General features: G+C 53.8%; 14 protein-coding genes. 5 read left to right on the top strand and 9 right to left on the bottom strand.

From position 1 onward, the window contains the following. Positions 1-173: 173 nt before the first annotated feature. Entirely contained in the window at positions 174-2,417 is a 2,244-nt protein-coding gene (locus L1889_RS11790) for a heavy metal translocating P-type ATPase (RefSeq protein ID WP_238665922.1), read from the top strand. 21 nt (positions 2,418-2,438) lie between these two features. Here L1889_RS11790 and L1889_RS11785 read toward each other — a convergent pair whose 3' ends face one another. The 7 genes from L1889_RS11785 to L1889_RS11755 all read right to left on the bottom strand — a co-directional run bounded on the left by L1889_RS11785 (position 2,439) and on the right by L1889_RS11755 (position 9,097). Continuing rightward, complete coding sequence (locus tag L1889_RS11785) at positions 2,439-2,924, bottom strand: c-type cytochrome (RefSeq protein WP_238665285.1); 486 nt, start codon at positions 2,922-2,924, stop codon at positions 2,439-2,441. An 81-nt stretch (positions 2,925-3,005) separates the two neighbouring features. Further along, a complete protein-coding gene (locus tag L1889_RS11780) occupies positions 3,006-3,674 on the bottom strand; it encodes a M23 family metallopeptidase (RefSeq protein WP_238665284.1) in 669 nt (222 codons plus the stop codon). 119 nt (positions 3,675-3,793) lie between these two features. Beyond that, positions 3,794-4,306 carry a cupredoxin domain-containing protein gene (locus L1889_RS11775; protein WP_238665283.1) on the bottom strand — a complete coding sequence of 171 codons (513 nt, stop codon included), beginning with the start codon at positions 4,304-4,306 and terminating at the stop codon, positions 3,794-3,796. Between the two features lie 63 nt (positions 4,307-4,369). After that, positions 4,370-5,506 (bottom strand): copper resistance protein B, encoded by a 1,137-nt coding sequence (locus L1889_RS11770; protein WP_238665282.1) that lies wholly within the window; start codon positions 5,504-5,506, stop codon positions 4,370-4,372. Next, complete coding sequence (locus L1889_RS11765; RefSeq protein WP_238665281.1) at positions 5,503-7,362, bottom strand: copper resistance system multicopper oxidase; 1,860 nt, start codon at positions 7,360-7,362, stop codon at positions 5,503-5,505. Before L1889_RS11765 ends, L1889_RS11770 begins: the two co-directional genes overlap by 4 nt. A gap of 400 nt (positions 7,363-7,762) precedes the next feature. Beyond that, positions 7,763-8,728, bottom strand: coding sequence for a F510_1955 family glycosylhydrolase (locus L1889_RS11760; protein WP_238665280.1), 966 nt, complete (start codon positions 8,726-8,728; stop codon positions 7,763-7,765). A gap of 75 nt (positions 8,729-8,803) precedes the next feature. Then, positions 8,804-9,097, bottom strand: a complete 294-nt coding sequence (locus tag L1889_RS11755) for a DUF2933 domain-containing protein (protein WP_238665279.1) — start codon at positions 9,095-9,097, stop codon at positions 8,804-8,806. A gap of 291 nt (positions 9,098-9,388) precedes the next feature. Between L1889_RS11755 and L1889_RS11750 the strand changes: the two genes are divergently transcribed. The 3 genes from L1889_RS11750 to L1889_RS11740 all read left to right on the top strand — a co-directional run bounded on the left by L1889_RS11750 (position 9,389) and on the right by L1889_RS11740 (position 12,146). Then, positions 9,389-9,589, top strand: coding sequence for a heavy-metal-associated domain-containing protein (locus tag L1889_RS11750; protein WP_238665278.1), 201 nt, complete (start codon positions 9,389-9,391; stop codon positions 9,587-9,589). A gap of 458 nt (positions 9,590-10,047) precedes the next feature. Further along, positions 10,048-10,731, top strand: a complete 684-nt coding sequence (locus L1889_RS11745) for a heavy metal response regulator transcription factor (protein WP_238665277.1) — start codon at positions 10,048-10,050, stop codon at positions 10,729-10,731. A gap of 5 nt (positions 10,732-10,736) precedes the next feature. Next, positions 10,737-12,146 (top strand): Cu(+)/Ag(+) sensor histidine kinase, encoded by a 1,410-nt coding sequence (locus tag L1889_RS11740; protein WP_238665276.1) that lies wholly within the window; start codon positions 10,737-10,739, stop codon positions 12,144-12,146. A gap of 329 nt (positions 12,147-12,475) precedes the next feature. On the opposite strand, the gene L1889_RS11735 is transcribed toward L1889_RS11740, so the two are convergent. Further along, complete coding sequence (locus L1889_RS11735; RefSeq protein ID WP_238665275.1) at positions 12,476-13,624, bottom strand: MFS transporter; 1,149 nt, start codon at positions 13,622-13,624, stop codon at positions 12,476-12,478. An 829-nt stretch (positions 13,625-14,453) separates the two neighbouring features. Between L1889_RS11735 and L1889_RS11730 the strand changes: the two genes are divergently transcribed. Then, the gene (locus tag L1889_RS11730) at positions 14,454-15,362 is read left to right on the top strand and encodes a LysR family transcriptional regulator (protein ID WP_238665274.1); all 909 of its coding nucleotides are present in this window, start codon (positions 14,454-14,456) and stop codon (positions 15,360-15,362) included. A gap of 5 nt (positions 15,363-15,367) precedes the next feature. On the opposite strand, the gene L1889_RS11725 is transcribed toward L1889_RS11730, so the two are convergent. Then, positions 15,368-15,670: a helix-turn-helix domain-containing protein gene (locus L1889_RS11725; RefSeq protein ID WP_238665273.1), complete on the bottom strand. Its 303-nt coding sequence runs from the start codon at positions 15,668-15,670 to the stop codon at positions 15,368-15,370. Between the last annotated feature and the right edge of the window lie 248 nt (positions 15,671-15,918).

Here is a 15,918-nt window from a genome sequence, read left to right as displayed (position 1 = left end):
ATGGTGAGAGGTCAGCGTAGCCCAAGACTAACTGGGAAAGCGGCTACCTCATGACACCACACGACCACGAACATGCGCAACACGGCCGATCAGGTCACGTAAGCAGCGGATCAACGGGAGTTGACGATCGCGACACTAAACCGGCCTCGCGGTTAAAGGATCCGGTGTGCGGAATGTCGGTGACTGAGCAATCGCCACACCATCTTGAGCATGACGGCCAGCCATTTTATTTCTGCAGCACGGGTTGCCAGATCAAATTCAGCGCGGACCCGGCCAAATATCTTAAACAGCCAAACGGACAACACACTGAGGTAGCCGCACAGGGCACGATCTACACCTGTCCGATGCACCCCGAGATTCGCCAAGATCACCCTGGAAACTGTCCTAAATGCGGCATGGCGCTGGAACCGCTTATGCCCACACTCGATGATGATAATCCCGAGTTGGCGGACTTCAGTCGTCGGTTTTGGTGGACCTTGCCACTCACTCTGATCGTCACCACGCTGGCCATGTTCGGCCACCAATTGGGCTGGTTTGGGATGGCAGCCCAAAGCTGGATTGAACTGGTCCTTTCCTTGCCGGTCGTGCTTTGGGCTGGCTGGCCGTTTTTTGTACGGGGTGTGCAGTCAGTCGTTAACCGTAGCCCCAATATGTGGACGCTCATCGGCTTAGGAACGGCGGCGGCTTTTATCTATAGCTTCGTGGCGACTGTGACACCAGAAGTGTTTCCCGATACGTTCTTGTCCATGGGGCGTATCGCGGTGTATTTTGAAGCGGCAGTCGTCATCATCTCCTTGACGCTTTTTGGGCAAATCCTTGAGCTGAAAGCCCGCTCGCAGACCTCTGCGGCCATCAAGTCGCTAATGGGACTAGCGCCCAAGACGGCCCGGCGTATCTTGCCGGACGGTACTGAAGAAGATGTGCCGCTTACCCACGTTCACGAAGGCGATCGCTTGCGTGTTCGTCCTGGTGAAAAAGTGCCAGTGGACGGGGCGGTGGAAGAAGGCGCAAGTTCAATTGACGAATCCATGCTGACCGGCGAACCGCTTCCTGTTAGCAAACGCGTGGGCGATAAAGTCATTGGCGCGACGATGAATACATCGGGCGCACTGGTCATACGTGCCGAGAAAGTGGGTACGGCTACCGTGCTGTCGCAAATCGTGCAGCTCGTGGCGCAAGCCCAACGCTCCCGAGCCCCTATGCAACGCATGGCCGATCGTGTGGCGGGCTATTTTGTCATGGCGGTGGTTGCCATCGCCGTGATGACGTTTTTCGTGTGGGGATTCTGGGGGCCACAGCCCAGTTGGGTGTACGGTCTGATCAATGCGGTGGCTGTACTGATCATTGCCTGCCCGTGCGCGCTAGGCCTGGCAACACCAATGTCGATTATGGTCGCCACTGGCCATGGTGCGACGCACGGCGTCCTATTCCGGGATGCCGCGGCCATCGAAAACTTCCGCAAGGTCGATACCTTGATCGTCGATAAGACCGGCACCTTGACCGAAGGACGGCCCACGTTTGAGCAAGCGATTCACGTCCAGGGCGGTACCGCCAAAGAAGTGTTGCGTCTGGCCGCGAGTCTGGATCAAGGCAGTGAACATCCGTTGGCTGACGCCATTGTTAGTGGCGCGCGAGCGCAGGGCATCGCATTGGCTATGGTAGATGAATTCGAGTCGGGCTCCGGAATTGGTGTTCGCGGCACAGTCGAGGGCAAACGCCTGGCGCTCGGTAATACCGCGCTGATGCAGCAGGAAGGTGTCGATGTGGCGATACTGAGCGAAAAGGCAGATAACCTGCGTATGCAAGGCGCGAGCGTCATGTATCTGGCTGCGAACGGCGACTTACTGGGTCTACTTGCCGTGTCCGACCCTATCAAAGCCAGCACCAAAGAAGCCGTGGACGAACTGAAAACGGCGGGTATCCGCGTCATCATGGCCACGGGCGACGGCGTGTCGACAGCTAAGGCTGTGGCGCAGCGCTTGGGTATCGACGAATTTCATGGTGAGGTAAAGCCCGCCGATAAGCTTGATCTTGTCACAAAGCTTCAAGATCAAGGGCATATCGTGGCGATGGCGGGCGACGGCATTAACGATGCGCCCGCGTTGGCCAAAGCCAACGTCGGCATTGCCATGGGCACCGGCACCGATGTCGCCATGAACAGCGCCCAAGTTACGTTGGTCAAAGGCGACCTACGGGGAATCTCGATTGCCCGTCATTTGTCTGATGCCACCATTGCCAATATGAAACAAAACCTGGGGTTTGCTTTTGTTTATAACGCTTTGGGCGTACCCCTGGCGGCGGGCGTGCTGTATCCATGGACGGGGTTATTGCTCTCACCCATGTTTGCCGCCCTGGCGATGAGCTTGAGCTCGGCTTCGGTGGTGACGAACGCCTTGCGGTTACGTAAAGCAAAATAAACGGCTAGCGCGCCCAATGAGTTACTGTGGCCGTTGTTGCGTGATTTCTTTTTGAGCCGCTAACGCCTGCTTGGGCCAGGAGCTTTTGATATAAGCGAGCACAGCCCGGATGTCGTGATCGGTCAGCAACTTGCCATAGGCGGGCATATCGCTCACATACTCGGGTGGGGCTGTCACGCCAGGGACCAGGCCATTTTTAGTAATGTCAATTAAAACGGTATCGGGATGATGCCAGGTGTGCCCGGTCTCATCATGCGGCGGCGCAGGCAAACGACCATTGGCCTGACGGATACGCCAGTCAGGCTGGCCCTCCAACTTTGCGCCATGGCAAGATACGCAGTTGTTGGCGTAGATTTGTTGGCCGTTAGCCACGAGCTCTTGATCAGAAGGGTCAATAAATGCCGGTCTTGAGTCCGTCAAGGGTTTATACATTAACAAGCCGGCGCCGAGCGCCAGGGCACCAAGCACACCGGTAATCACGCCCGCTTTTTTCACAGTTATTGCCATTGGAACTATCCCACTCACTTTGTTGCACGATCAAACAATGTAATTTGCGGGCTATCGCTACGCTGGCCGCACAAGGTAACTTCATCTTTGGACATAGGAGGCAAGTTGCCGTTTTTCTTGGATGGGGTCTACCGGTTGATTGTTGACGCGCAGCTCATAATGCAAATGAGGGCCACTGGATGTTCCGGTTGAGCCGACATAGCCAATGATTTGTCCCTTTTCTATGCTGACACCTTTTCTTAGGCCTTTCTTAAAACGGCTTTGATGCGCATAGACAGTGGAATACTCATTATCATGTTCTATGAAAATCACTTTGCCATATCCATTTTGGACACCAATAAAAGAGATCTTTCCCTGAGCCGTTGCGCGGATGGGAGTACCTTTTGGGGCAGGGTAGTCAAGACCTTGATGGCCTGCCCACTTGCCTGATACGGGATGCAGCCGGTAGCCAAAGGATGAGTTGATACGCGCGCGGTCAATCAGCGGCGTGGCAAGAAACATCTTGCGCAAGCTCTCGAGTCGAGGGATCGCCTTATGAGCGTGTTTGCCGAGTGTGTGAACAGGGCTTTCGATAATAGAAGTCAGTCTGACTTCCGATGCCACGGCGCTATTCGTTAGAAGATAACCGAAGACGAGAAGCAGGCTTTTTAATATCGTATGCATGTCATATAGAAAATATTTGGATAATGCGAGAGCGTGGTTCGCCTTTTGTGGCTGGATCGACTGTGATTCGTGTGGGGAAATAAGCATTGGCAGCACTGCATACGCAGTGCTGCCGCTCTGGGGGAACGCATTGTAGCTACTGTGCCTAGTAATCCATCACGCAGTGGATGAATAATCTGGCCATAAGGCGCCGCCTTTACGTTACCTTATCCGACTTTTACCTTACCAATCATGCCCGCTTCCATGTGCCCAGGAAGAAGGCAGGCAAAGTCAACGGTTCCGGTCTGAGGAAACTGCCAGACGAGGCCACCTTTTTGGCCAGGATTGACCGTGATCATATTGGGCTCGGCATGTTTCATTCCCGGCATTTTTTGCATCATGGCTGCATGCTCTTTGAGTTCTGCAACGGAGCCGATCACCATTTCATGAGGAATCTTGCCGTTGTTCTTCATGAAAAAACGGATCGTCTCACCGGGCTTGACGTTGAACTGGCTTGGAGAAAAACGCATGGTGTCGTCCATGACGAGTTCGATCGTACGCGTGACCTTGGCGGCGTCGCCAGGTTGTCCCACCGCGGAGTCACCTTTGTTCATACTGGACATATCATGCCCTTGCATCATGGTGCCGTCCTTCATCTCGTGACCTCCACCATGGCTTCCGGCGGCTAATGCCAGGGCGGGTAATGTGCTTAATATCAGTATAGATAGTGTCTTTTTCATGAAAACCACTTTTGGATAAGGGAAAAATAAGAGCATCAGGCTTGATGTTCCCTGGTACAACAGTTAAAAGCGAAAACTCAAACCGGCCACGAAACGGGTTTCCTGCTTGGAGTCGCCCGCCGCGCGCGCGTAATCCGCCGTTTTTCCGAATTTGCTGGACCATTCCACGCCAACGTAAGGAACAAACTGACGCGTGACTTCGTATTTGAGACGCAGGCCCGCAGTACCGTCTGTCAGGCCGCTGCCAATGCCCCAGCGTTCATCGTCCTTGCCATGGAGATTCACTTCCACGCTTGGTTGAAGGTAGAGCTTCTGGGTAAGCAAGATGTCATACTCCGCCTTCAGCCCCAGAGCGGTTCGTCCGCTGGGGCCGACATAGGCGGTGGCATCGACTTCAAACCAGTAAGGCGCAAGCCCTTTAAAGCCGAATGCCAGCCATTCTCGGTTTGGCGCGCCTTTGGCATGGTCGAATCGTACGCCCAGTTCCGTATTCCAGAACGTTGAAACCGCATGGCGCCACAGGAGCTGCGTCTCGGATTCCTGCAACTTGCCGCTCGCCACTTCGCCCTCCGCTTTAATGACGGCGCGGTTATAGGTGCTGCCGTACCAGGCCTCCCCTTCGTAGGCCGCCCATTCTTCGCCTCGCGCCCTGACGTACTCCAACCGGTCGAAGTAGACCGAACCGAAGTTGTGCATGTCCGACATGATCAGCGTATCTGAGGGTGGTAATGCATACTTGCCCGCGTTACGCACATAGCCATCGGAGTAAGCATCCGGATCGCGGGCATCGGGTGGCGCCGATCCGCCTTGCATCTGCATATCGCCGTGGTCCATTTCGCCACCGCTCGTATTCATTGCTCCCATATCGTGAGCAGTGGCCGTTGGCGCTGTGTTGGCTTCTCCATGGTTCATACCGGGCATGGCCTCTGCTGGCTTAGGCGAGGTAGTTGACTTCATTTTCATCGTGTCATGGTCCATGCCAGGCATATTCATTTTGCTGTGATCCATGCCAGGCATGCTTGCTGCATCGGCAGGAGCCGAGCTGGCCGGCGTGGCAGTATGGCCACTATGGGCGTCATGTGCTTGGGCGTAGGCAAAAAGCGGAGTGGCGCCGAGCGTTGCGATGGCGACTCCAAGAATGCGTTTTTTTATATGGGTATTCACGGTCAAGATTCCCTTTTTCTCGTTTATTGAGCTCATGCCACCACCACTTCGCGAAACATCCCCGCATCCATATGCAGCATCAGATGGCAGTGCCAAGCCCAGCGACCCAGTGCATCGGCGGTCACGAGAAAGCTGATGCGTTGCGCTGGCTGCACCGGAATCGTATGGCGCCGGGCCTGGAAGCTGCCGTTAGGCGCCTCCAACTCACTCCACATGCCATGCAAGTGCATGGGGTGTGTCATCATGGTGTCGTTGTGCAAAATAACCCTGACCCGCTCGCCGTAGCGAAAATGCACAGGTGTCGATTTTCCATATTCAACGCCGTCGAACGACCAGGCATAGCGTTCCATGTTTCCGGTCAGATGGAGCTCGATTTCACGCTCTGCACCGCGCGGATCCATCGCACCTCCCACAGTGTGCAAGTCCGACAGCGTCAATACGCGGCGGCCGTTGTTGCGCAGCCCAATGCCGGGATCGTCCAGATTGGTGCGCGGCATGTCGACCCGCATATCGATACTTGGGCCATACTCGGTCTTGGCGTGGCGCACTTGGGTGCTGGCGCCAGCCGCTGCCATTGCGCCATGATCCATGCCAGCCATGCCAGCCATGCCAGCCATTCCAGCGTGATTCATGCCCTGCATGCTGCCATGGTTCATCCCTGCCATATTGCCGTGGTCCATACCTCCCATGGACGATTGGCCGGGCGCGCCATGATTCATTCCTGCCATGCCCCCACCCATTGAGCCCATCATGTCCGCCATGGTGAGCCATTCTGCAGGGTCCAGCGCCGGCACGGGCGCTTCGAGACCGGCACGCGTAGCCAGGGTGCCGCGGGCATATCCCGTGCGGTCCATGGCTTGCGCATATACGGTGTAAACGTCGTCTTTAGGCTGTACCAGCACGTCATAGGTCTCCCCAGGTCCGAACCTGAACTCATCGACCGTTACAGGCTCTACGTTCACGCCGTCAGCCTGGACCACGGTCAACTGAAGGCCGGGAATGCGTATATCGTAAAAGGTATTGGCTGCACCGTTGATAAAGCGCAGGCGGACCCGTTCTCCGGCTCGAAACAGCCCCGTCCAGTTGCCCGCCGGTGTCGTGCCGTTCATCAGGTAGGTCAGTACGTTCGCGGACAGGTCAGCCAAATCGGTCGGGCTCATGCGCATCTCGTTCCACATCTTGCGCTTGTCGATAGCAGCTTTCAGGCCATCTCGCGAGGCATCCTGGAAGAAATCAATGGCGGTGGGTTGGTTGTAGTTGTAGTAGTCGCCTTGCATCTTGAGTTTGGCCAGGACTCGCATCGGATCCTCGTCGGTCCAGTCAGAGAGCTGAACGACGTACTCCCGATCCGCCCGTATGGGGTCGGTTTGTGCCGGGTCGATAATGATCGCCCCGTAAACGCCGGTCGCCTCCTGCATGCCAGAATGGGAGTGATACCAGTACGTGCCGCTTTGTTCGACTTTAAATCGGTAGGTAAACGTTTCCCCTGGGGCGATGCCCGCAAAGCTAATGCCTGGCACGCCATCCATTTGGAAGGGCAGGATGATGCCGTGCCAATGGATGGAGGTGGCTTCCTTCAGGCGGTTCTTGACGCGAATAGTGATCGTATCGCCTTCGCGCCAACGCAACGTTGGGGCAGGAAGCGAGCCATTCACCGTCGTCGCCATGCGAGGGTTGCCGGTGAAGTTGACGGGTGATTCACCGATCTCCAGGTTGAACTCGGTCCCCGTCAGCACAGCGGCTGAGCCGGTACTCGTCTTGGCGGACGGACTTCCAGCAGCTCGGGCAAAGGGCGATAAGCCCAACAATACGCCGCCGGCCGCTAGGCCCTGAACGAATCGGCGACGGGGCAGTATAGGTAGTGCAAGCGAGGACGGTAGCAGGTGTTTCACGTGAGCGTATCCCAAAGTCGAAAGAGGTAGACATCAATCATCCTTCGATGATCAAAGCCTCAAATTAAATTGATGACTAGCACTTTAACGAAATGCGCATGTCGTCCCAATGACGCTGGCATTACATTTTTGTAATGCAAAGATATTCTTGAATTTAAATTGGGTTGTGTGATTGCATTCACGATGTTGGGGAGAATAGGGTGGCCATTAATAATCGTGTCACGTTCACATCAAGTGCCCATCATCCAAAACATCATGGCTCCCATGCCGACAAGAGCAAAAACGGCTATGAGTCCAATCGCCGCCAGCGCGATCACAATGATTTTTATCAGTTTATTGCTCATGGAATTGTTCAAGCCATTTGATGAGAGGGGGATGCTAAAAATTAGAATGTCGGACCTTACTTATCGCGCGTCGTGCCACCGTTAGCGATTTGTGTCCACGTTACACCTCTATTTTGTGTGACATAAGCGCTACCTTTGAAGGTCGCGATAGCAAGTTCTTCGTGGCGGGCAGGGTTTTGAGCAATAAAGGCTACCGCGTCTTCGTCCAGTGCTGGAAGCTCGACCCTTTCTATAACTTCGTCGTTCTTCAGGCCCATGCGACTCAGCTCGGGGGCATTTGCATAACTGCTAACCCAAAGATGCTCGCCATCCAGATCGAACCACTGCGCGAGTACCTGCGTGCTCCGAATCAGTGGCTCAAAATGGTTGCCTGTGTCATGAGACAAATACAACCCGTCAGCAGCGCCCACGGCAACGACGTTGACATCGTGCGGGTGCACCGCCAAGCTGTTAGCTTTGGCCTTCAGGCCGTTAGCTGTTACTCGCGTCCACGCTAGGCCGTCTGTTTGAGTCATATACAGCCCCGGTTGAGGCATCCGGCTATTAGGCCCATAATTCAGGACGTACACTGCACCTGTTTCATAGCTTGTGGCCAAGGTATGAAAATCGGACTCTCCTCCCAGGCCCAGTTGTCGCCAGGTTTTTCCGATATCCGTACTTTTGATGAGACCGAACGGATTAATTAGGTTCGAGTCAGCTGCGGGATGTCCGCTGCTGTAAAACGCCTCGCGGGTGGTGGCAAACCCCATGTAATCATGCTCAGGTCCGGCCATCCTTGTCCATTGACCATTCGTATACGCCGCGATGCCATGATGACTCGGGATAAGCAACTGTTTACCGTCTGTGCTATAGGCAAGGCCGTGCACGTGCGTGAGTTCAATCGGCGCGGCCTGTGCCAAAGTCTTTATGGCTTGTGTATTGGCTACGGATGGATCTGTACTTGCTACGCCGTTTCCGCCGAACATCAATAAGGTGGCAACGCTTGTTGCCGCCAGGGTAGTAAAAATTGCTTTAGAACTCATCACGTGATATCCGTAAATCTAAGTGCTACCCAATCATGAGTCCGCTATGGGTAGGGTGCGACGGCTGCGAGCCGGCTAGTCTTTGAGCGGCGAGTGTCCGACCGATGGTGTGGAGGGAGCTTTGTCGGCTTGGGCTTTTTCCGCCCTTTGGTCCTTGTCGCAGGAGTGCATACCTTTCATCATGAAAAACATCATCAAGGGACAAATTAGAAAGAACAAAAATGGGGCGCTGGCGGCAAGCCATTCACGGGCGGCGGGCAAAGTTGCGTACGCCACGGCAATGGCGACAGCTAGGCCAAGAGCCGCCTTCAGCATGGTTTTCATATCACATTTCATCTTCTTATCCTTCAAATAGGCGGGTTGATCCATATCCGCTCGGTAGCGCTGAGTGACGGTAGCGAATTCACTGTAGCGAAGTCATGCTGTCAGTCCGATTACGTCGTGATTACATTTATGTCATGCACGCGTTGCGTTTCCCGGTAGTCAAGCAACATATTGTTATTTAAAGGCAAAAAGAATAGCGACGGCGGTCACTCGCGAGGTGCAAACGTGTGAACTGATTGCCGAGGAAACCGGTAAATGGCGCGTTGGACCAGCTTGACATTGCCGTAATGGCAAGGTTTAGTATTGTTATGCTGCATTACCTAAGGAGACAGCACTATGATTGAGTTTGAAGTGATGGATATGACTTGCAGCCATTGCGTGGATACGATTACGCGCGTGGTCAAAGAAACGGCACCGACGGCCAGCGTTAGGATTGATCTTCCCGCGCATTTGGTTCGAATCGATGGAGAGTCCAATGCAGACGTTATCGAACGTGCCATTCGAGAAGTTGGCTATACGCCGGTGCTCAAACTTTAGGGTCGGACGCTGTTAAGCCGCAGAGCGCTAGGCGTTTTCCATGCTTTAGCGCGTTTTCGGCACCATGCTCCTAGTAACTCATCTGAGGCGAGCCACATTCTTGGCGAAATGGCTCGCAGATGCTCGCAATTATCTGATAAAACGTTTGGGTAAGTTCACTGCAGTCTTCAATGTACCTGGCCCCGCAGACGAAATGCTTGTGCGTAATCGATGTCGAGCTTAATGAAAAGTTCCATGTTTTTATATCTTGTTTTTGGGCAGGATACTTCGCAGTGACCACAAGGGCGTCTAAAAATGAGCTCGTCGGAAATATCGTTGTATTACAGTTTTGTAATCTGATCGTCATCGTGCTGTCAGTTTGACGCGTGTAGAGTCTTACTATGAGTTCTGACGCTTCTACGTCAGGGGTGGTCCCTTAAGTCAGACACAAAACTGAAGTACATCGCAGGAGCGATCCCATGAAATTGCTCGTCGTCGAAGATGAGATAAAAACTGGCGAATATATACGCCAAGGGCTCGTCGAGTCCGGCTTTATAGTCGATCTGGCCCGCACGGGTCTGGACGGGCACCACCTCGCCCTGACAGAGGATTATGATTTGATCATCTTGGATGTCATGCTGCCAGATGTTGACGGCTGGCGTATTGTTCAAGCGTTGCGCGAAGCGAAGTCGGCTACTCCAGTATTGTTTTTGACGGCACGCGATAGCGTGGAGGATCGCGTTAAGGGCCTGGAACTAGGCGCCGATGATTATTTGATTAAACCTTTTGCTTTTTCGGAACTGCTTGCACGAGTCCGTACGTTACTGCGTCGAGGAACCGCGCCGGTCTTTAATGATCAGTTGCAGGTGGCCGACCTGGTGCTGGACATTCCGCGTCGGCGGGCGAAGCGACAAGAGGTACGTATTAACCTGACAAACAAAGAGTTCGCACTTCTGGAGCTTTTGGTGCGCCGCCAAGGCGAGGTGTTACCACGTTCTCTGATTGCCTCCCAAGTGTGGGATATGAATTTTGACAGCGATACCAACGTCATTGATGTGGCGATTCGGCGCCTGCGTGCCAAAATCGACGACGCCTTTGAGCCCAAGCTAATTCATACCGTTCGCGGCATGGGTTATATGCTTGATGTCAGCAGCGTGAGCTAAAAAGAATGGCACGCCGCCCCGCGTCCTTGGCCCTGCGCCTGACCGTATCCATTGGAGCAGTCATAACAGTGGTGCTTCTTACGTTTGGATGGATGGTCCAACGATCCATTAATAGTCACTTCGTTCAGCAGGATGTCGATGAGCTTAATGCTGTTGTTCAATCGCTGACGCAGTCGCTCTCAGAGCCGCCAGCTGCTCAGGAACCGGATGCATTGAAGCGTCGATTAGCGGCTGCGATTTCAGGTCATCGTAATGCGCAGTTTCGAGTATCGGATAGCCATGGAAGTGTGATTTACGCTACGCCTAATTCGGATTTGGATGGTTTTGCGCGGTTGACTCCCTCTACGGGCGTGATCACCATCGACTCGGTAAAAAACTGGCGGGATAAGGGAGAGACCTATAGAGGAGCTGTTGTGCAGCTAATAAACAAAGGTCTTCCAGGTGGCGAGCCTTTAACTTTAGCTGTGGCCACTGGCATCAATTTTCACCTGCACTATCTTGAAAGCTTTCGCAGTTACCTGAGAATTATTACGGTCGCGGCCTGTCTGATTGCCATTCTGGCGACATGGTTTGCTGTGTATCAAGGGCATGCGCCGATACGGCGCATCAGCCGAGAGATTCGTCGAATCAAATCTGACCAGCTTTTTATTCGGCTTGTTCCTGATACGGTTCCAGTGGAGCTAACTGAGCTGGCCGTGTCATTCAACGACATGCTGGATCGTATTGAAGATGGTTTTCATCGCCTCTCGAATTTTTCGGCTGATATTGCTCATGAGTTGCGTACGCCCATAACTAATTTGAAGACGCAGACTGAAGTCGCTCTCTCTCAATCGCGCGATATTGGGCAGTATCGAGAAATTCTATATTCCAATTTGGAAGAATACGAACGTATGGCCAAAATGGTCGGTGATATGCTGTTTTTGGCACAAGCCGATAATAACCAGCTCAAACCGGAGCTGGTCAGCGTGAACTTGGTCACGGAAGTGCAGGCGCTATTTGATTACTTCGAAGCGTGGGCCGAAGAACGCTCTGTTGCTTTGATACGCAAAGGTCCCGTTGTATGTGTTCAGGGTGATAGATTGATGATGCGCCGCGCGCTAAGCAATCTTTTGTCCAATGCCATACGTTATACCCCTCCGGGGCGAGCAGTCACCGTCTCACTAGCGGCTAACAGCAATGACACGGTGGTTATACGTGTTGCGAACCCGGGGTTAGCAATCAATCCCGAGCATCTTCCAAGGTTGTTTGACCGGTTTTATCGCGCGGATCCTTCACGCCAACGCAAGGGCGACGGAGCCGGTTTAGGTCTAGCCATTGTCAAATCGATTATTGACACACATGGCGGCACCATTGCTGCAAAAGATGAGGATGGACAAATGGTTTTTGAGATCACGCTTCCTAACGCCACGCTTTAATTGAATATTAATTATCACGAATACCAATACGGTTGCGAGCGAGCTTTTGTTCCAACGTGAATCACGTATTGCTCGCCTAGGCAATGATGACGGCTTTATAGCCACCGATAAGTTCGACTGCTCCGACGGTCGATGTGCATGCCTACAGTTCCCGACCAGACGTTCGTGCAGAAGGCTTACCAAAAGCTTGATGAAACAGATCGCATGAAACCATCCTCATCCAATGATTGTGTTATCGATGTAATGGAAGAGTTATTCCCTCGTAGCTAAGATCTAGCATTTCCGGTCTGTCCTAATTCAGACCGGAGTGAACCATTTCGGCGTGGGAGTCACTTATGCATTTCAGAGCGAAAGAGGAAGGCAGCGAGGATCCCGAGGAGGATAGCGCCAGCGCCGAACACGTGGAGTGCCGTTTCGATGCCAAACGGCAGCATCGCACCAAAAAGTAGACTCCCGCTCCCGAAGCCGACGAACAGGGTGAACACGTTCAAGCCCATCGCTTGCCCGCGGTTTGGCCCCAAGTCGGTCACGATGCCGGCCAGCAGCGGTTGAGTTAGGTCGTAGCCGACCGACAGCAGTGTTACTAAGATGGGCGCCCCGATCAGGGGCATGTCGAGTGAGAGCGCGGCGGCGCTGGCGCCGGCGATGAGCAATCCTACGGGGATCAGTTGGCTTCTGCCGTAGCGGTCGGCGAGCCGCCCGATAACTGGGCCGAGTAGGAAGCCGGGAATACCGTAGCCCAGAAGTGCAAGGCCGATCCCGACGTCGCCTAAGCCATATTTGCGCGAAAAATACACGCCGAGCCAAGTGAACACGCCGGAATGAAACACCGCATTGAGCGCAACGTAGGCATAGGTGCGCTGACCACGTGAGCTGCCCAGCAAGGTACGATAGCCGGCAAACAGGGTGCCAAGCGTTGGCCTCGCGGCGCCGCTTTTGTTGCCCAACAGATCACGATAAGGCAACAGAAAGGCGAGGACCATTGTAGCGGCTGCGGCCACGCCAAAAAATAGGCCGCGCCACGTGATGAACGGCTCGAGCATCACACCCGCGACCGCGCCGACCGCCATGCCGCCGGCCATGGCACCAAATAGCCAGCCAAGCGGGCGGCCCCGTTCACGGTAGGGGAACAAGTCGCCAATCAGTGCGAGAGCGAGCGGTACGACGCCGCTGGCCCCAAGGCCGGTCAGTAGACGCACGGTCGTTAATTGCTCAGCTGATTGGGAAAATCCCGTCAGAACGGTCAGAAGAATAAACGCCGATAGCGAAGCGATCATGATCGGACGTCGTCCGATCCTGTCAGATAGCAATCCGTAAAACAACGTCGCAACGCCATAGGCAATGAGATAGGCGGGCACCATCAAACCAGCCATTTCCACAGACACATGAAATACAGCGGCCAAACGCGGCAGCAGTGGTGCCACCATATATGCCTGGAAAAAGATAAGAAATGTGGCGCCGGTGAGAATCCATAGCAATCGTTCACTGCGCGCATTACCTCCCCGGTAGTGAGCGCTCCACTAGTGCTTGTGGTCATGTTTAATTGCCTCTCATTGGATTTTGATGTCGTTAGGATGGACTTTCCAATTGTGGCAAGGTCAAGCACTTGTTGACGCTGGAAAGCACAGAGACGATTAAGTCCAGTTGCTCGTTCTTCGTTGTTACCAGTGTAGAAGCCACGATATTGTCTGAAGCTACATCAAGGTTTGATACAGAGAAATACGGAGCCCCCATAACGTGTATTCCGGAAGTCATCAAGTTTTAAATTACCTCCATTACAGATTTGTAATCATGCCGTCACCACTGTGTCATCGTCGTGTAGGTAGAGTTTTGAGGTGGCGTTCATCGCCGCCATCCTCGCGGCACAGAGGCTTGGTCTAACAATATGCGACAGTGTCGGAGAGGTTAACGAGACACTTGTGGTGTGGGGATGCGTTATTTACATAATTTCATTGTGTTCGATGAGGAGCAGAACTTTCATTAGACGGCGGATCGGGCGCACATCGAACATCATCTTGAGCAAGACGACGAGCGCGGAAATTGGCCGCGTTTGTGACTTGTTACTGTCGAAGGCTGAGAATTGAATAGACGTGGCCAAGCGTAGTATGGGTGAGGCCCTTTGGGCTAATGCTTTGGTTGTTAATGAGCAGTACATAAGTTCGAGGCTGAAAGAGAATGGTTTTAACGTTTCGATCTTCAAATTGTGCCCGCAGTTCGACATTCTCCGGCGCATCGTATATTACAAGCCGATCAAGAGCATGATCAAGCAGTCGTCATTCTTTGGCTGCCGGACGGTGGCGATTTAGCATGGAACTACGCCATCTACGTGCCTTCATCGTACTGGCTGAGGAGCTGCACTTCGCCCGTGCCGCTGAGCGGCTGAACATTGAGCAGTCACCGCTGTCGCGCACCATCAAGCACCTAGAGGGCGAATTGGGCGTGCTGCTGTTTAAGCGCGATCGACGTGGTACGCATCTGACCCTCGCTGGTGAAGTCTTTCTGCAGAACGTGCGTCGGGTATTTACCAGTCTCGACCAAGCTACGGCGAGTGCTAAGGCAGCGGCAGCGGGTTATCGCGGCACGCTGCGTATTGCCGTCTCTGATGGAGCTGCGGAACCTAGACTGGCAGCGCTGTTGGCGCGCTGCCGTGAGGAAGATCCTGAAGTGGAGATCCGCCTGTTCGACGTACCACTAGCCGAGCAGTTGCGAGGGTTACGAAAAGGCGCGTTTGATGCCGGGTTCGCTCGCTCCTCCGAAACGGGAGACGATATCGTTGCTTATTCTGCCTGGAGTGATCCACTAGTAATAGCCATGGCCGCACGCCATCCTTTGCTGATGCATGCACAGATCCCGGTGGAGGAGTTGTTGCGCTACCCGTTGGTGATGTGTCATCCCCATGAGTGCGAAGGCTACCTGCAGCAGATCGTCAAACTACTGCGTGGGGTGAATGTCGAGCCCATTGTGATCGCACAAGCTAGTTCCTTAAGCATCGCTTTGACGCTGGTGGCCGCTGGCTATGGTCTGTGCTTTGCCACTGCCACCCAGATCGGCATGTACAGACACCCGGATGTGGTGGCTCGGGCTCTGGAAGGGCCGCAAGGAGAAGCGACATTGATGACCTACCTGCTATATCCTCGGGCTGGAGTTTCTGAACCATTGAGTCGATTTATCGAGCGAATTCAACTTGGAGAGGCTGACGGCATGTCATTGCTGTAGCAATATTACCCGTCGTTTTCGTTGGCTTCAGTCTGTAGGTTTTTCTCAGTGGCCGCTATCAGTTCACTCGCGCTTTTGTTCAGTGCCCTGGCGATACGCAGAATAATCGCCAGGTTCGGCATATGTTCGCCACGCTCAATCTTCCCCATATGCGAACGTTCGATGCCTGCTAGGTGGGCGAGCGTTTCTTGGGCGATGCCCAACTCTGTTCTTGCTGCCCGAACGGCCATGCCAAACGCAATGGCTGGCCCTGCTTCATAGGTGGTGGTGCCGGTCGGCCGGCCTCGTTGGATAGTACGCTTCTGCATCAGCAAAAGCTTCGTACGACACCGTAAATCAAACCACGTTAAATTTAACTCATGGTAAGATTTAAGCCTTATTTTTTGACTTAGGCTGTCGTTCTCCGCTAATTCCTGGACTGTCGCCGTTAAACGTGGGCTCGTCCATTAAATCCCGGACTCGGAAATGAAGCGTAGAGGATGTGAACGAAGTGTTGAACTAGCTTCTTGTTTTGAGGAGAAGACATTAGGCGGTAGTTGGAGGCATGAGCTGCCCC

Source organism: Paenalcaligenes niemegkensis (assembly GCF_022230885.1).
In the GTDB taxonomy this organism is placed as follows: Bacteria; Pseudomonadota; Gammaproteobacteria; order Burkholderiales; family Burkholderiaceae_B; genus Paenalcaligenes; species Paenalcaligenes niemegkensis.
Note: the sequence above shows the minus strand (reverse complement) of the source record. Positions and strands in the feature narration are given on the sequence as shown.